Source organism: Pseudomonas kitaguniensis (assembly GCF_049199985.1).
Lineage (GTDB): Bacteria > Pseudomonadota > Gammaproteobacteria > Pseudomonadales > Pseudomonadaceae > Aquipseudomonas > Aquipseudomonas kitaguniensis.
The window spans coordinates 127119-143517 of record NZ_JBLZPT010000009.1 but is presented as its reverse complement, the minus strand read 5'-3'; the positions used below and the strand labels follow the sequence as shown (position 1 = coordinate 143517).

Sequence of the window (16399 nt, the reverse complement as noted above, 5' to 3'; positions counted from 1 at the left end):
GTTCAAGCTCAGCCAAGAACGCTAACAATAATTAGTCTGAAGTAAAGCGGGGTAGTCGCCATTACTGACTAGGTTTGCTTTGTGTATTGAGGTAGAGAACTGCAGGGATTCGCAGGGCTGCAGTTCCTCAAAAAAACGGCTCAAGACCAGTAGGGCCTTGACGTAGCATAGGTGCAGGAGGTGCAGAAAAAGCGACATATTTAGACCGCAGGTGTGGTGGGGGGACAACTGCGCGCGCCGAGTGGAGCGTTCGTCACCCAGCCATGGATTACTCAATCAACGGGATCAGTTGCGTTATCGCTTTTCTGAGCATCTGATTTCGCCGTTACTGATCAGTCATTTGCTTTCGCGCTGGCAGCGGGTGCTGCTGAGAAGGTACGTAGGATAAGAACGAAAAAGGACCTCAACCGACCCGAAGCAGCTCTCCGCTTTCGGCCTTATTTTTTCTGAAATCTAATGAGTCTCGTGGGAGGGCCATTTTTGAAACTTGGCAGATTGCTGCAACTGAATTATGATCCTGACGCACCCTCAGGACTCGCATTTCTAAGATTGATTCGTCTTAGCTTGTTGTGCTTACACCTTTGACTCTTCGAGTCGCGCGCAGATGGATAGCTCTGCGTAGTTGGAGTCCTGAGTGTGCACCTCCATTTTAAGGATGAAAGATGGCTATTCCCCAGATAAATAATAATCAGGACCTCGCGAGTTATATTGGGGTCAAAAGGGGAGTGGTCGCGTACTATGCTTACTATCTCGACTCTGCAAAAGCGTACACTTCTTTTTCGATCAAAAAGCGTTCAGGGGGCGAGCGTACAATTGACGCTCCTGTCCGAGGTCTAAAAGAACTTCAGCGTTCTATTCTCAAGAAGCTTTCTCCTGAAGCGACTTTCAGGCACTGTGTCTATGGGTACATTCCGGGGAGAGGTATTCTTCAGAATAGCGCAGTTCATGTTAGGCAGAGATGGGTGCTAAGAGTTGATATAAAGGACTTTTTCCCGAGCATAACTACCGCACGTGTCTCTGGCATGTTTATGCACCCGCCTTTTTGTATGGCACCAAAAGCCGCTCGTGCACTTGCGCTAATTAGCACTAAGGACGGATTTCTACCACAAGGAAGTCCGTTAAGTCCATGGATTACAAATGTAATTTGTAAGGGTTTGGACTATAATTTAAAACGTCTAGCTTCCAAGCATAAATGTTATTACAGTCGGTACGCAGATGATTTGTTTTTTTCTACGAGCAATAGTTTGTTTCCTGCCTCGCTTGCACGAAAGAGTGATACCGAGAGCAACGTTATAATTGGCGAGGAGTTAAAATCGGAAATTGTGCGCGCGGGCTTCCTGCCAAATGAAGAAAAAACTTCTCTTAAGCCGATTTCTCAGCGCCAAGTCGTGACGGGTATTGTCGTAAATTCTCGCACGAATGTACCTCGTGAGTACGTTAAAAAAATACGAGCAGCACTTTATTCTTGGGAAAAATTTGGCTTAGAGGCGGCAGAAGAGTATTGGCGCAATAAGGTAGACTCAAGAGATAGAGCAGGCGAGCCGCCGCGTTTCCGATGGGTCGTGCGCGGACAAATAAACTTTGTCAAACATGTTAAAGGTGAGGCAGACCCGGTTTATCTAAGTCTTGCTAAGAAGCTAAAGAAGTTAGATGATAAGTTTACATTCGACGCTAAAGTCTCAGCCTTGTCGGTTATTGAAGAGGTCCAGGTTTTTGTAGAAGGCGTCACTGATAAAAAGCATATAGAGAAAGCCTTTAGGGATGCTCAACAGAATAGATTGTACCTAGATCTAAATCTGACATTCCCAAATCAAAGGGAATATGGAAGCAGTAACTTAAAGTCATTATGCGAGACACTCAGCGCAAATGCTCAGCGTTGTCTAACAATTTGCATATTTGATCGAGACGAACAGGCATATGTGAAAAGTATGGGAGGGTCGTCTGGAGACTATATGGATCATAATAATAATGTCTTTAGCTTGATTATTCCTCGGCCTAGCTTTAGAGCTGAGACTGATATCTGTATTGAGCATCTATATAAAGATTCGGATTTGTTTAAAGTTGATGGTGCTGGTAGGCGCCTATATAAGAAAAGTGAGTTTGATAAACATAGTTGTCATCTCGAAGATCCTTGTATTTTCATTAGGACCCCTCCGAAATCATTGATTTGTGACTCTGGTGTCATAAATATTTCTACAAAAGCTAGTGTGGCATTAAGTAAAGTGGACTTTGCGACGAATATTCATGAGGGAGTCGCTCCATTTGATGACGTTTCATTTGAGGGGTTTTGTCCTCTATTTACAAAAATTCAAGAAATCAAAAATCTTTTTAGAAAGTGAGCCCCTGCCAGGCTTAGAAAAGTTTATCGACTAGAGAAAGAAATTTATTTTGCGCCGCAATTTCCTCCTCTGACCGTTTTTTGTACCGTATGTTGGGTAAGCCGGAGAGAGAAGTTAATAAGGTCGAGAGCGATTGGCTATCTCTAGAAACTTCGTGGGCAGCTCTTCTATTTATCTAGGCAGACGCCTATATCATTAGAAAGCCGCCCTAAGGCGGCTTGTAATCTCTATCTCGCGATGCATTCAGGACGTGAGGGTTTGCGCCTGTCCCTCAATCGTAGCATTCAGCTCCTAACGTCGACGTGTTCGATAGATCAGGTTCTTCAACTCATACTCGCCAGTGGTGAAATCATCGCGTGGGACGACGGCAAGCGCCTGCCTGATGGCATCGTCTTCGGTTGATAAAGCGGTGCTGGCTTGTTCGATAAAACTAAATAGGATTTCGCCCAGGCGACGCGCTTCCTTACTGCTGTCGAATCTGCCAGGACTTCTGGCCGTCTGGCTTCACGCGCAGATACAGGCTATTACCGTCGAGCTCGCGATCTTCCCCGGTCTCGGGTTCGATGCTTGCCAGCGCGCTGTCACTAAGTGGTCTGCGTTTGATTTCTGACCGTTTCACGCCCGTGTATCCCCTCGGTTCTAGAGATGCCTGAGGGTACACCGTGGGATACACAGAGCTACAGTATGAGGAGAGATAAAGGTAGACAAGCAGAAACAACAAAGCCCGCACAGGGCGGGCTTTGCGGGGGGGTGTCGTAGTCATCAGAAGACAACCAGAAACATCATTTTGGTGCACCCGGCGGGATTCGAACCCACGACCCCTGCCTTCGGAGGGCAGTACTCTATCCAGCTGAGCTACGGATGCTTTGCGGGCGCCATCATACCCATGTCGCCCTTGGGCGTCCATGCTGGTTTTTCCGCGTTGGCAGGTAGGAAAAAGCGCCGCGAAGGCCCTGCGCCGGTGACCGCTGATCACTGTGATGCAACCCGACCTCGCAACGCTGATCGAAAAGCACTGGCAAGGTCGGCGCTTTCGTTCTTTTTTTCGAACAGACTATTGCCCTGTACCCCCATTGATCCTAGGATTCGTTTGAGATTTCAAACGCTTTGTCTCCCGCGCGCTGTTCACCTTACCTTCGCGTGCTGGGGCTGATTTTCCTGACGGCAGCCCACAAGGCGCCTTTCTACAACTCTAATTCGCTCCGCGCGCGCGCGGTGCTGTTAAGGAAAGCCGACATGCAGCTCAAAGATACTCAGTTGTTCCGCCAACAAGCCTTTATCGACGGCGCTTGGGTGGATGCGGACGACGGTCAAACCATCAAGGTTAATAACCCTGCCACCGGCGAGATTCTCGGCACTGTGCCGAAGATGGGCGCTGCTGAAACTCGCCGCGCCATTGAGGCCGCCGACAAGGCGCTGCCGGCGTGGCGTGCGCTGACGGCCAAGGAGCGCGCGAATAAGCTGCGCCGTTGGTTCGAGCTGTTGATCGAAAACCAGGACGATCTCGGTCGCCTGATGACGCTTGAACAGGGCAAGCCGCTGGCCGAGGCCAAGGGTGAAATTGTTTACGCCGCGTCTTTTATCGAGTGGTTCGCTGAAGAGGCCAAGCGCATCTACGGTGATGTGATTCCTGGCCATCAGCCCGATAAGCGTTTGATCGTGATCAAGCAGCCGATTGGCGTGACGGCGGCGATTACGCCGTGGAACTTCCCGGCCGCGATGATCACGCGTAAAGCTGGCCCGGCGTTGGCTGCCGGTTGCACGATGGTTATCAAACCGGCTTCGCAAACCCCGTTCTCGGCCTTGGCTTTGGTAGAGCTGGCGCACCGGGCCGGTATCCCGAAAGGTGTGCTGAGTGTGGTCACCGGCAGCGCCGGCGACATCGGCGGCGAGCTGACCAGCAACCCGATTGTGCGTAAGTTGTCGTTCACCGGCTCGACCGAAATCGGTCGTCAGTTGATGGCTGAATGCGCCAAAGACATCAAGAAAGTCTCGCTGGAATTGGGCGGCAACGCGCCGTTTATCGTGTTCGACGACGCGGACCTGGATAAGGCCGTTGAAGGCGCGATCATCTCCAAGTACCGCAACAACGGCCAGACCTGCGTTTGCGCGAACCGTCTGTATATTCAGGATTCGGTGTACGACGCGTTCGCTGAAAAACTCAAGGTGGCGGTGGCCAAACTCAAGATCGGTAACGGTTTGGAAGACGGCACCACCACGGGCCCGCTGATCGACGAAAAGGCCGTGGCCAAGGTGCAGGAACACATCGCTGATGCCCTGAGCAAAGGCGCCAAGCTGTTGGCCGGTGGCAAGGTGATGGAAGGCAATTTCTTCGAGCCGACCATTCTGGTGGACGTGCCAAAAGACGCCGCCGTGGCCAAGGAAGAGACCTTCGGGCCACTGGCGCCGTTGTTCCGTTTCAAAGACGAAGCCGACGTGATCGCGATGGCCAACGACACCGAGTTCGGCCTGGCGTCGTACTTCTATGCCCGCGACCTGGGCCGTGTGTTCCGTGTGGCGGAAGCCCTGGAATACGGCATGGTCGGCGTCAACACCGGGTTGATCTCCAACGAAGTAGCGCCGTTCGGCGGCATCAAGGCGTCAGGCCTTGGCCGTGAAGGCTCCAAGTACGGGATCGAGGATTACCTGGAAATCAAATACCTCTGCCTGAGTATCTAAGCTCGGCAAGGCATGGCTGCAAACGCAGAGGGCACGAGAGCGCTGACCCTTTGCGTGTTTCAAAACGTTATTCGTAGTGGCCGGGAAAGCTGTGGCAGTCGATCATCGCATGCTGCCGTAGTTGCCTCCCCGCCACGTATTCCTTGGACCACGCCACCCGATGAGTGGCGAATGAGGACTTTATGAGCAAGACCAACGCATCCCTGATGAAACGCCGCGAAGCCGCTGTACCGCGCGGTGTTGGCCAGATTCACCCGATCTTCGCTGAATCCGCGAAGAACGCCACCGTGACCGACGTTGAAGGTCGCGAGTTCATCGACTTCGCCGGCGGTATCGCCGTGCTGAACACCGGCCACGTGCACCCGAAAATCATCGCCGCCGTGACCGAGCAATTGAACAAGCTGACCCACACCTGCTTCCAGGTATTGGCCTACGAGCCGTACGTAGAAGTGTGCGAAAAGATCAATGCCAAGGTGCCAGGTGATTTCGTCAAGAAAACCCTGCTGGTCACCACCGGTTCCGAAGCCGTTGAAAACGCCGTCAAAATCGCCCGCGCTGCGACTGGCCGCGCCGGCGTGATCGCGTTCACCGGCGCTTACCATGGCCGCACCATGATGACCCTGGGCCTGACCGGTAAAGTGGTGCCTTACTCGGCGGGCATGGGCCTGATGCCAGGCGGCGTGTTCCGCGCGCTGTACCCGAATGAATTGCACGGTGTGAGCGTCGACGACGCGATCGCCAGCATCGAACGCATCTTCAAGAACGATGCCGAGCCGCGTGACATCGCCGCCATCATCATTGAGCCGGTGCAGGGCGAAGGCGGTTTTTACGTCGCGCCTAAAGCCTTCATGAAGCGCCTGCGTGAGCTGTGCGACGCGCACGGTATTCTGCTGATCGCCGACGAAGTGCAAACCGGCGCCGGCCGTACCGGTACGTTCTTCGCCATGGAACAGATGGGCGTTGCTGCCGACCTGACCACCTTCGCCAAATCCATCGCGGGCGGCTTCCCGCTGGCCGGTGTGTGCGGCAAGGCTGAATACATGGACGCCATCGCGCCAGGCGGCCTGGGCGGCACTTACGCCGGTAGCCCGATTGCGTGCGCGGCGGCTTTGGCGGTGATGGAAGTGTTCGAAGAAGAGCACTTGCTGGACCGCTGCAAAGCCGTCGGCGAGCGCTTGGTGACCGGCCTGAAAGCTATCCAGGCCAAGTACCCGGTGATCGGCGAAGTGCGTGCCTTGGGCGCGATGATCGCGCTGGAGCTGTTCGAAGATGGCGACAGTCACAAGCCGAACGCTGCTGCCGTGGCGGCTGTGGTCGCCAAGGCGCGCGACAAGGGCCTGATCCTGCTGTCTTGCGGCACCTACGGCAACGTGTTGCGTGTGTTGGTGCCGCTGACCTCGCCGGACGAGCAGTTGGACAAAGGTTTGGCGATCATTGAAGAGTGCTTCTCTGAGCTGTAAGCAGAGGTTGACTTGATCGACAGAAAAAACCCGCTTCGGCGGGTTTTTTTGTGCCTGGCGCTGCGCATTCCTGGCTGGTTGGTTGTACGCAGGCAGCCTGATTGGTGTCTTTTGTGGGAGCGGGCTTGCTCGCGATGCGGGCACTTCGGAGCATCACGCATACCGGGTTGAGGCCATCGCGAGCAAGCCCGCTCCCACAGTTGACTGCATTTCAACAGTGACTCAATGAGTGAGCGCTTTAACTGGCTATTACGCGGTTTTTGCCTTGGCGCTTGGCCTCGTACATGGCCGCATCCGCCCGAGCGAACAGCACGTCCAGCGTTGAGTCATCTTCGCGCAGGTTGGAGAGGCCTTGGCTGACGGTCACGGTAAACGCGCGGCCTTCATAGTTGAAACTCAGTGCCTGAATCTCCTTGCCCAGCCGCTCGGCCACTTGCAATGCCATTTCCGGCGGGCAACCGGGCAGCACGGCGGCGAACTCTTCGCCGCCAATGCGCCCGAACAGGTCGCCACGGCGCAATACGCCGCGACCGCTCTCGGCGATACGCCGCAACACTTGGTCACCCTCCAGGTGGCCGTAGGTGTCGTTGACCTCTTTGAAGTCATCGATGTCCAGCAACAGGAAGGCCAGCGGCGCGCCTTGGGCGCAGGCGCTGTCGAACGCCTGGTTGGCGCATTCAAAAAAGTGCCTGCGGTTGCTGCTTTGGGTCAGCACGTCGGTGGTCGCCAGACGGTGCAGTTCCAGCTCCATCTGTTTCTTTTCGGTGATGTCTTCAGCCATGCCGACCACGATCACCGGCTCGCCGGGTTCGACCTGCTGGTTGATATAGCATTTGTCACTCAGCCAGCGAATCTGCCCGTCGGCGGTGATGATGCGGTACTCGCGGTCTTCCACGGCGCCTTGCTCCAGGACCCGGGCGAGGCTTTGTTCGGCGTAGTCGAGGTCTTCGGGATGAATGCTGTTGCGCCATTCCCGATGATCGCCCAGCAACATACCCGATGAACGGCCAAATACCCGTTCATAAGCCGGGCTGACATACAGCACGCGGCGGGTTTCCCAATCAATCGCCCATAGCACGGCGTTCACACTGACCAGCAGTGAACTGAGCAGTTGTTCGCGCTCGCTCAGCCGCTCGACTTCGCCCTGGGCGTGCATCAGCGCCAGCAGGGTAGCTGCCGCCGAACGGGGTGTTTCAGCCGTCGGGGTATCGGGCAGGTAGGGCTTTTCGTGAACCATCGGCACAACTCTCTCTGGGCGCGCCGCAGGATGGAGCAGCGGTCACTACAAGGGCCACCATGATGGCGAAGTGTTCATTGAGAGAGGGTAAATGCGGTGAAGTTCCGTGAATGGGGTGACTAAGAACTGACGTCAGAAAGTGGTGACAAAGTGAAATTTGGGCTTTGCGAGGGGGCTGGGGCGGTAGTTTATGCGGGTTTTTTTGATGAACGTGGGTGTTGGGTTTCAGGGGCGCTACGCGCCCCAACGCAGGCAAGCCCGCTCGCCACAGAAAGCCCATTCACCAAGGGAAGCCCGACCGTTCCATTCGGGCTGTGAATACCCGGTTATAACGCCGCGGGGCGCAGCGAGTAAGTCTTCAATTGGTGCGCAAAGTCGCGCAACGATTGAATGCCGCTCGCCTCGGCCTCATGCACCCACTCCTTGATCGCGGCCAGCATATCGTGGCCGTTGGAGCTGGTTTTGAGCCAGATCTGTTGCAACGCCAGGCGCTTCTCGTAGATCACTTTCAGGGCGTGGCTGTGTTCCAGCAGGCTTTGGATGCGCAGGTGGTGGCGGTCATCCAGCAGGCTGGTTTCACGCGACAGCAGGCGCTTGGCACGGTGGAATTGGTGGCGCACCGAATGATCAACCTTCCCAAGCTCTTGCTTGACCAGCGGGCCGATAACCAACTTGCGGTACTGGGCCATGATCTGGAAGCGGTTGTTGAGGATCGCCATGGCGGTGTCCATGTCCAAATGGCCCTTGCCCTCCACGCGGTGCGCGATAGGCGCCACGCGCTGCACTTTGGCCAGGCGCAGGAAGCTGAACACTTTGATCCACGCCCAACCCAGGTCGAACTCCCACTTCTTCACCGACAGCTTGGCTGAGTTGGGGTAGGTGTGGTGATTGTTGTGCAGCTCTTCGCCGCCGACGATGATGCCCCACGGCACCAGGTTGGTCGCCGCGTCACGGCATTCGAAGTTGCGATAGCCCACGGCGTGCCCCAGGCCGTTGATGACACCGGCGGCCCAGAAGGGAATCCACATCATCTGGATCGCCCAGATGGTGATGCCGATGGTGCCGAACAGCAGCACGTCGATCACGCCCATGATCGCCACGCCCAGCAGCGGGTAGGGCGTGTAGACGTTGCGTTCGATCCAGTCGTCCGGGCAGTTCTTGCCGTAGATGCGCAAGGTCTCGGGGTTCTCCGCCTCGGTGCGATAAAGCTCGGCACCTTTGCGCAGTACCGTGGACAAACCTTTTATGACCGGGCTGTGCGGGTCATCGACGGTTTCGCATTTGGCGTGGTGTTTGCGGTGGATAGCGGTCCACTCGCGGGTGTTCTGCGCCGTGGTCAGCCACAGCCAGAAGCGGAAGAAGTGTTTCAGGCCGGCATTCAGCTCTAACGAGCGATGGGCTGAATATCGGTGCAGATAGACCGTGACCCCAATGATGGTCACGTGGGTCATCAACAACGTGACTGCAACCAGTTGCCAGGCTGACAGGTCAAGAAAACCGTTGTACCACATAGGCTGTATGGCCCTCTGATAAAGTAAAAAACAGCTCACGCATTATCACTAAGCCTACAAAGAAAACCAGCCGCTCTTTCAGATAGGAGTGACCGGATGTTTCTTATTCTATAATCCGCAGTCTTTGTAGGGCGATTTTGTTTTTTGGGTAAGGATTACTGACTATATGCTGTTTTCGTACCGAGGTGCCTTGGGAGTGGGGCTGGCATACCTGCTGGTTTCCATCGTGTGGCTTCAGCTCGGCAACCACTTATTGATCGAGTTTCTCGATGACCCACGGGATCTGGGGCTCTGGCGTGAGGTGCTCGGGTATGTGTGGGTGGCGCTCAGTGCGCTGGCCATTTACCTGATATGTGCGCGTTCTGCCCGCACCCATCAGCTGCAGCAACCTCTTCAGGAAAACCGCGAGCGCTTGCGCCAAGCTGCCGCCGTGTTCGATTGCACCCGAGAAGGGGTGCTGGTCACCGACGCGCAGGGGCTGATCGTGCACGTCAACCGGGCCTTTATGGAGATAACCGGCTATAGCCGCGAAGACGTAATGGGCGAGCAACCGAGCCTGTTGAAATCCGGGCACCACCCGTCGAATTTTTATCAGCAGATGTTTCAGGCCCTGGAGCGCACAGGCGAATGGAGCGGTGAAATCTGGAACCGGCGCAAAAGCGGTGAAATTTATCCACAGTGGCAAACCATCCGCGTGATCCCGGATGACCAGGGCGATGTCAGTCATTACGTCGCGGTGTTTTCCGACATCAGCGCCATCAAGGATTCCCAGCACGAACTGGCGCACCTCGCCCACCACGACCCGCTGACCGACCTGCCCAACCGCCTGTTGTTCACCGACCGCGCCGAGCAGGCGTTGGCCTCGGCGCAAGTGCACAAGCGCGGCTGTGCCTTGCTGTTGCTGGACCTGGACCACTTCAAAATCATCAACGACAGCCTTGGCCATAACGTCGGCGACCAGTTGCTCAAAGCGGTGGGCGAGCGACTTAAAGGCCTGTTCGGCCCCGGCGTGACCTTGGCGCGCCTCGGTGGGGATGAGTTCGCCGTACTGGCAGAAAGTTGTCCACAGGTGGTGCAGGCCGCCGCGTTGGCGCAACGCATGCTCGATGCCATGAAGCAGCCCTTTATATTTGACGGCCACCAGCTGTTTATCAGTGCCAGCCTCGGCATCAGCCTGTTCCCGAGTGATGCGCTGAGCGCCGAACAGTTGCTGCGTAATGCCGATTCCGCGCTGTTCAAAGCCAAGAGCGCCGGCCGCGAAAGCTACGCGCTGTATACCGAAGAGCTGACCGCGCATGCGCAGAATCGCGTCGAAGTCGCCAGCGAGTTGCGCCGCGCCCTTGATCAGCAAGAACTGCGCGTCTACTACCAACCGGTGCACGACCTGCGCGGTGGCCGCCTGATCGGCGTCGAAGCCTTGGTGCGCTGGGAGCACCCGGAGCGGGGCATGGTGCCGCCGGGCGATTTCATCCCCATCGCCGAACGTAGCGGGCTGATTGCCGACATTGACGCCTGGGTCATGGGCCAGGCCTGCCGCCAGATGTGCGAATGGCTGGCGGGCGGCGCGCCGCTGAGCTTTATCGCGGTTAACGTTTCCAGCCGGTTGTTTGCCCGTCGCGAGCTGTACCAGCAAGTGGCTCAGGTACTGCACACCACCGGCCTGGACCCTGCGTTCCTTGAGCTTGAAGTGACTGAAAGCGCAGTGATGGACGACCCCGAAGTGGCCCTTGAACAGTTGCACCGCTTGCGCGAACTGGGCCTGCAACTGGCAATCGACGACTTTGGCACCGGTTATTCCTCGCTGCTGCGCCTCAAGCGTCTGCCGGTGCAAAAGCTCAAGATCGACCAGGGTTTTGTTGCCGGGTTGCCGTGGGATGAAGACGACGCGGCGATTGTGCGCGTGGTCATTGCCTTGGCGAAAAGCATGGGCATGCAGGTGCACGCCGAAGGCATCGAGCAAGTCGAGCAGGCGCGGTTTCTGTTGGATCAAGAATGCGATATGGGCCAAGGGTATTGGTTCGGGCGCCCAATGCCGGCGCATCAGATTGATTGGTCACGTGCGCCAGCCATTCGATAGGCAACACCGGGCCAATGTGGGAGAGGGCTTGCTCCCACAGTGGAGCTACTCCAGCGTTACTGTTGGCGCTGCTGGCAAAATCCCCTCGCAACCCCACGGCCCGCCAGAAAATTCTTTCTGGTTATATAAACATTCTTAAATAGTATTTTTAAGAATATCCGCGCTTATCTACTATCGCCCTACGCCGCAAGCAGTGCCGCCACTGCGAGGCACTATTCATTTCAGGAGCGAGACCATGAGCGCATCTCTACGTAGCGTCGACGGCCAGGACGAAGCAGCCATTTTGCGTGAGATCCAGAGCGCCTTGCGCGACCTGCGGTTTGGCGCGGTGGAAATCACTGTGCACAACGCCCAGGTCGTACAAATCGAACGCAAAGAAAAATTCCGTTTGCAGAACCCCGGCAACAAACCGGCTTAAGCGACACCGGCGATTCGCATGCCAGACCCGCAACTATAAGAAAAAGCCAACACCCCAGAATTTCAGGAGCCTTCTATGTCGTCGATTCGCCGTTACGCCCTGGCCGCACTGGCCAGTGCTGTGTTTGCAGGTTCCGCTGTTGCCAAGGACTACGAGTTGCTTAACGTCTCGTACGACCCTACCCGTGAGCTGTACCAGGACTACAACGCTGAGTTCACCAACTTCTGGAAACAGTCCCACCCCGGTGACAACGTCAAGATCCAGCAATCTCACGGTGGTTCGGGCAAGCAAGGCCGTGCAGTCATCGACGGCCTGCGCGCCGACGTAGTGACGTTGGCCCTGGCCGGTGACATCGACGAAATCGCCAAGCTGGGTAAAACCCTGCCGGAAAACTGGCAAACCCGCCTGCCGGACGCGAGCACCCCGTACACCTCGACCATCGTGTTCCTGGTGCGAAAGGGCAACCCTAAAGGCATCAAGGACTGGGGCGACCTGATCAAAAAAGACGTGTCGGTGATCACCCCGAACCCGAAAACCTCCGGCGGCGCCCGCTGGAACTTCCTCGCCGCCTGGGCCTACGGCCTGAAAGCCGGTGGCAGCGAAGCCAAGGCGCAGGAATACGTTCAAGCGCTGTTCAAGCACGTGCCGATCCTCGACACCGGCGCTCGCGGTTCGACCATCACCTTCGTCAACAACGGTCAGGGTGACGTGTTGCTGGCGTGGGAAAACGAAGCGTTCCTGGCGCTGAAAGAAGACGGCGGCGCCGACAAGTTCGACATCGTGGTGCCTTCGCTGTCGATCCTCGCGGAGCCGCCGGTGGCCGTGGTCGACAAGAACGCCGAGAAAAAGGGCAACACCGAGATCGCGACCGAATACCTCAAACACCTGTACAGCCCGGCTGGCCAGGAGATTGCGGCGAAGAACTTCTACCGCCCACGCGATGCAGCAGTGGCCGCCAAATACGCCCAACAGTTCCCGAAACTGGACCTGGTGACTATCGACAAAGATTTCGGCGGCTGGAAAACTGCCCAACCGCAATTCTTCAATGACGGTGGCGTGTTCGACCAGATCTACACGGCGCAGTAAGCAACACTACTGGCAGGAGCAAGTTTTCTGTGTGACGCACTCACTGTGGCGGGGGGGCTTGCTTCCGTTGGAGTGCGAAGCGCTCCCAAACCGGTATCCGAGATGCGCTTGATGCATCTGGGTCGCCTGGTTTTGGGGCCGCTTCGCAACCCAACGGGAGCAAGCCCCCCCGCCACAGTGAGCTAACCTTTGCAGGTGCGGCGCGCTCTTACAGTGGTCTCTACCCCGTTAACCAAGGACTCTTATGTCGCGTCGTATTTCCCCCGTCATACCCGGCTTCGGGCTGACGCTGGGCTACACCGTCGTGTACCTCAGCCTGATTGTGCTCATCCCGCTGGCGGCGATGTTTGTACACGCCGCCCAACTCACTTGGGATCAGTTCTGGAACATCATCTCGGCACCGCGCGTGCTGGCGGCGTTAAAACTGAGTTTCAGCACCGCGCTTTACGCGGCGCTGATCAACGGCGTTATCGGCACGCTGCTGGCCTGGGTGCTGGTGCGCTACACCTTTCCTGGCCGCAAGATCATCGATGCGATGATTGACCTGCCGTTCGCCCTGCCCACCGCTGTCGCCGGTATTGCACTGACGGCGCTGTACACGCCCAACGGCCTGGTTGGCCAATTCGCCGCAGACCTCGGCTTCAAAATCGCCTACACCCCGCTGGGCATCACCCTGGCACTGACCTTCGTCACGCTGCCGTTTGTGGTGCGCACGGTGCAGCCGGTACTCGCTGACATCCCCCGCGAAATCGAAGAAGCCGCCGCCTGCCTGGGCGCCAAGCCACTGCAGGTGTTCCGCTACATCCTCGTGCCCGCGTTGTTGCCGGCCTGGTTGACCGGTTTCGCGCTGGCGTTTGCGCGTGGCGTCGGTGAGTACGGTTCGGTGATTTTCATTGCTGGCAACATGCCGATGAAAACCGAGATTTTGCCGTTGCTGATCATGGTCAAGCTCGACCAATACGACTACCGCGGTGCCACGTCGATTGGCGTGCTGATGCTGGTGGTTTCCTTTGTTTTGCTGCTGCTGATCAACTTGTTGCAGCGGCGCATTGAACGTCCATAAGGAGGCGCGGAACATGTCCCAATCGTCTATTTCCGCCGCGTCCTCGGCCAACGCTGCCCGCCGTGGCAGTGCAGTGTCGCGCCGCATCCTGATCGGCCTTGGCTGGCTGGTGTTCTTCCTGTTTTTGCTGCTGCCGTTGTTTATCGTGGTGTCCCAAGGCTTGAAGAATGGCCTCGGCGCGTTCTTCACCGCGATCCTGGAGCCCGACGCGCTGTCGGCCCTCAAGCTCACGGTGATCGCCGTGGCGATTTCGGTGCCGCTTAACGTGGTGTTCGGGGTCAGCGCCGCCTGGTGCGTCAGCAAGTACTCGTTCCGTGGCAAGAGCATTTTGGTGACGCTGATCGACCTGCCGTTCTCGGTATCACCGGTGATCGCGGGCCTGGTCTACGTGCTGATGTTCGGTGCGCAGGGCTTCTTTGGCCCGTGGCTGCAAGAGCATGACATTCAGATCGTGTTTGCGTTGCCGGGCATCGTGCTGGCGACCATTTTCGTCACCGTGCCGTTCGTGGCGCGTGAACTGATCCCGCTGATGCAAGAGCAGGGCACCCAGGAAGAAGAGGCCGCGCGGCTGCTGGGCGCGAATGGCTGGCAGATGTTCTGGTACGTGACCGTGCCGAACATCAAGTGGGGTTTGATCTATGGCGTGGTGCTGTGTACGGCACGCGCCATGGGTGAGTTCGGCGCGGTGTCGGTGGTCTCCGGGCATATTCGCGGCGTTACCAACACGCTGCCGCTGCACGTCGAGATCCTCTACAACGAATACAACCATGTCGCCGCGTTTGCTGTCGCGAGCCTGTTGCTGATCCTGGCGCTCTTCATCCTGCTGCTCAAGCAGTGGAGCGAGAACCGTATCAACCGCCTGCGCAAAAGCGCCGGTGAGGAATAAGTCATGTCGATCGAAGTCCGTAATGTCAGCAAGAATTTCAACGCCTTCAAGGCCCTGAACAGCATCAACCTGGACATCCAGAGTGGCGAGCTGGTGGCGTTGCTCGGCCCGTCCGGCTGCGGCAAAACCACCTTGCTGCGCATTATTGCCGGCCTGGAAACCCCGGATGACGGCAGCATCGTGTTCCATGGCGAAGACGTGTCCGGCCATGACGTGCGTGATCGCAACGTCGGTTTTGTGTTCCAGCACTACGCGCTGTTCCGCCACATGACCGTGTTCGACAACGTGGCTTTCGGCTTGCGCATGAAGCTGAAAAACCAGCGCCCGAGCGAAAGCCAGATCGCGGTAAAAGTGCACGAGCTGCTGAACATGGTGCAGCTCGACTGGTTGTCTGATCGCTACCCGGAGCAGCTTTCCGGTGGCCAGCGCCAGCGTATCGCTCTGGCCCGCGCGCTGGCGGTAGAGCCCAAAGTGCTGCTGCTGGATGAGCCGTTCGGCGCGCTGGATGCCAAGGTGCGTAAAGAGCTGCGCCGCTGGCTGGCGCGCCTGCACGAAGACATCAACCTGACCTCGGTATTCGTGACCCACGACCAGGAAGAGGCCATGGAGGTTGCCGACCGTATCGTGGTGATGAACAAGGGCGTGATCGAGCAAATCGGTTCACCGGGCGACGTCTACGAAAACCCGGCCAGCGACTTTGTGTACCACTTCCTCGGTGACTCCAACCGCCTGCATTTGGGCGAAGACCAGCACCTATTGTTCCGCCCTCACGAAGTGTCGCTGTCGCGCCATGAGCTGGAGGACCACCACGCGGCTGAAGTGCGCGACATTCGCCCGCTGGGCGCCACGACCCGCGTGACCTTGAAGGTCGAAGGCCAGAGTGAGCTGATCGAAGCCGAGGTGGTGAAAGACCACGACAGCCTGACCGGCCTGGCGCGCGGTGAAACGCTCTTCTTCAAACCCAAGGTGTGGCAAAAAGCCTGAACCCACTGCACAACCTGCGTGGGAATGGGCTTTTGTGGGAGGGGTTTGCTCCCTCCCACATTTCAGACCGGTTTAGCCCTTGGATCATGGCGCGTTACCGGCCCGGAACGGGCTTCGATCTGCTGCTTCAGGCCCTGCCGCAACCCCAGCAAAAACGCCAATTCTGCCACCACAAACAACGGCCCGACGATCAGCCCCGACACGTCATCTATAAACGCAGGCTTCTTGCCCTCGTAATAGTGGCCGACAAACTGAATCACCCAGCCCACCACAAACAGGCCGATGCCGCTGCTGAGCCACACCAGCGTGCTGTGCGCTGCCAGCACATGCCCGACCCACACCGACAACCCCATCAACAGCGTCATCAGCACGCCGAGCGCGCGTTCCAGGCGCAGGTAAAACCACGCCGAACACAGCGCCACAACTACCGCTGGCGACAGCCATAACCCGCCCAGCGGCCATTCGGGGCGTGACAGCAGCACAGCTACGGCGACCACAATCAGCGGGATGCCGATAAAGTGGCTGGCGATGTTGCGTGGGTCGCGGTGGTACGCGGCGTATTGACTGAGGTGGTCGACGAGGCTTTTCATTGTTGTTCCTCCTGTAGGATGCTTGATCATGCCCTGCCAGCCTGCGCCTGACTGTCAGGTGGGCGACAA

12 protein-coding genes and 1 tRNA gene are annotated in these 16399 nt (G+C 57.3%); 9 read left to right on the top strand and 4 right to left on the bottom strand.

The window, feature by feature from the left end; genetic code table 11:
* The first annotated feature begins 662 nt into the window (after positions 1–662).
* A complete protein-coding gene (locus tag ACOZK9_RS13990; protein WP_421556043.1) occupies positions 663–2339 on the top strand; it encodes a reverse transcriptase domain-containing protein in 1677 nt (558 codons plus the stop codon).
* A gap of 788 nt (positions 2340–3127) precedes the next feature.
* On the opposite strand, the gene ACOZK9_RS13980 is transcribed toward ACOZK9_RS13990, so the two are convergent.
* Positions 3128–3204 (bottom strand) — tRNA-Arg (locus ACOZK9_RS13980).
* Between the two features lie 371 nt (positions 3205–3575).
* On the opposite strand from ACOZK9_RS13980, the gene gabD reads away from it, so the two are divergent.
* Together gabD and gabT are read left to right on the top strand one after the other, a co-directional pair.
* Positions 3576–5018 (top strand): NADP-dependent succinate-semialdehyde dehydrogenase, encoded by a 1443-nt coding sequence (gabD, locus tag ACOZK9_RS13975; RefSeq protein WP_421556042.1) that lies wholly within the window; start codon positions 3576–3578, stop codon positions 5016–5018.
* Positions 5019–5200: 182 nt separating this feature from the next.
* Positions 5201–6478 (top strand): 4-aminobutyrate--2-oxoglutarate transaminase, encoded by a 1278-nt coding sequence (gabT, locus tag ACOZK9_RS13970; RefSeq protein WP_152745763.1) that lies wholly within the window; start codon positions 5201–5203, stop codon positions 6476–6478.
* A gap of 238 nt (positions 6479–6716) precedes the next feature.
* Here the strand turns inward: gabT and ACOZK9_RS13965 are convergent, their stop codons facing one another.
* Together ACOZK9_RS13965 and desA are read right to left on the bottom strand one after the other, a co-directional pair.
* Positions 6717–7715: a sensor domain-containing diguanylate cyclase gene (locus tag ACOZK9_RS13965; RefSeq protein WP_058413031.1), complete on the bottom strand. Its 999-nt coding sequence runs from the start codon at positions 7713–7715 to the stop codon at positions 6717–6719.
* Positions 7716–8041: 326 nt separating this feature from the next.
* Positions 8042–9226, bottom strand: a complete 1185-nt coding sequence (gene desA / locus ACOZK9_RS13960; RefSeq protein ID WP_152749094.1) for a delta-9 fatty acid desaturase DesA — start codon at positions 9224–9226, stop codon at positions 8042–8044.
* Between the two features lie 166 nt (positions 9227–9392).
* Between desA and dibA the strand changes: the two genes are divergently transcribed.
* The 6 genes from dibA to ACOZK9_RS13930 all read left to right on the top strand — a co-directional run bounded on the left by dibA (position 9393) and on the right by ACOZK9_RS13930 (position 15740).
* Positions 9393–11303 (top strand): phosphodiesterase DibA, encoded by a 1911-nt coding sequence (gene dibA, locus ACOZK9_RS13955; RefSeq protein WP_421556041.1) that lies wholly within the window; start codon positions 9393–9395, stop codon positions 11301–11303.
* 235 nt (positions 11304–11538) lie between these two features.
* The gene (gene oscA / locus ACOZK9_RS13950; RefSeq protein ID WP_010565387.1) at positions 11539–11721 is read left to right on the top strand and encodes a sulfur starvation response protein OscA; all 183 of its coding nucleotides are present in this window, start codon (positions 11539–11541) and stop codon (positions 11719–11721) included.
* 75 nt (positions 11722–11796) lie between these two features.
* Positions 11797–12807 (top strand): sulfate ABC transporter substrate-binding protein, encoded by a 1011-nt coding sequence (locus tag ACOZK9_RS13945; RefSeq protein WP_421556040.1) that lies wholly within the window; start codon positions 11797–11799, stop codon positions 12805–12807.
* A gap of 244 nt (positions 12808–13051) precedes the next feature.
* Entirely contained in the window at positions 13052–13870 is an 819-nt protein-coding gene (gene cysT, locus ACOZK9_RS13940) for a sulfate ABC transporter permease subunit CysT (RefSeq protein WP_058413035.1), read from the top strand.
* 13 nt (positions 13871–13883) lie between these two features.
* Positions 13884–14756: a sulfate ABC transporter permease subunit CysW gene (cysW, locus tag ACOZK9_RS13935; RefSeq protein ID WP_058413036.1), complete on the top strand. Its 873-nt coding sequence runs from the start codon at positions 13884–13886 to the stop codon at positions 14754–14756.
* A gap of 3 nt (positions 14757–14759) precedes the next feature.
* Positions 14760–15740, top strand: coding sequence for a sulfate/molybdate ABC transporter ATP-binding protein (locus ACOZK9_RS13930; protein ID WP_421556039.1), 981 nt, complete (start codon positions 14760–14762; stop codon positions 15738–15740).
* Positions 15741–15802: 62 nt separating this feature from the next.
* Here the strand turns inward: ACOZK9_RS13930 and ACOZK9_RS13925 are convergent, their stop codons facing one another.
* Positions 15803–16330: an Mpo1 family 2-hydroxy fatty acid dioxygenase gene (locus ACOZK9_RS13925; RefSeq protein ID WP_421556038.1), complete on the bottom strand. Its 528-nt coding sequence runs from the start codon at positions 16328–16330 to the stop codon at positions 15803–15805.
* Between the last annotated feature and the right edge of the window lie 69 nt (positions 16331–16399).

Bases quoted from the DNA above. Each gene is read 5' to 3' on its own strand.
- ACOZK9_RS13990 (WP_421556043.1), top strand. From the start codon at position 663: ATGGCTATTCCCCAGATAAATAATAATCAGGACCTCGCGAGTTATATT.
- gabD (WP_421556042.1), top strand. From the start codon at position 3,576: ATGCAGCTCAAAGATACTCAGTTGTTCCGCCAACAAGCCTTTATCGAC.
- gabT (WP_152745763.1), top strand. From the start codon at position 5,201: ATGAGCAAGACCAACGCATCCCTGATGAAACGCCGCGAAGCCGCTGTA.
- ACOZK9_RS13965 (WP_058413031.1), bottom strand. From the start codon at position 7,715: ATGGTTCACGAAAAGCCCTACCTGCCCGATACCCCGACGGCTGAAACA.
- desA (WP_152749094.1), bottom strand. From the start codon at position 9,226: ATGTGGTACAACGGTTTTCTTGACCTGTCAGCCTGGCAACTGGTTGCA.
- dibA (WP_421556041.1), top strand. From the start codon at position 9,393: ATGCTGTTTTCGTACCGAGGTGCCTTGGGAGTGGGGCTGGCATACCTG.
- oscA (WP_010565387.1), top strand. From the start codon at position 11,539: ATGAGCGCATCTCTACGTAGCGTCGACGGCCAGGACGAAGCAGCCATT.
- ACOZK9_RS13945 (WP_421556040.1), top strand. From the start codon at position 11,797: ATGTCGTCGATTCGCCGTTACGCCCTGGCCGCACTGGCCAGTGCTGTG.
- cysT (WP_058413035.1), top strand. From the start codon at position 13,052: ATGTCGCGTCGTATTTCCCCCGTCATACCCGGCTTCGGGCTGACGCTG.
- cysW (WP_058413036.1), top strand. From the start codon at position 13,884: ATGTCCCAATCGTCTATTTCCGCCGCGTCCTCGGCCAACGCTGCCCGC.
- ACOZK9_RS13930 (WP_421556039.1), top strand. From the start codon at position 14,760: ATGTCGATCGAAGTCCGTAATGTCAGCAAGAATTTCAACGCCTTCAAG.
- ACOZK9_RS13925 (WP_421556038.1), bottom strand. From the start codon at position 16,330: ATGAAAAGCCTCGTCGACCACCTCAGTCAATACGCCGCGTACCACCGC.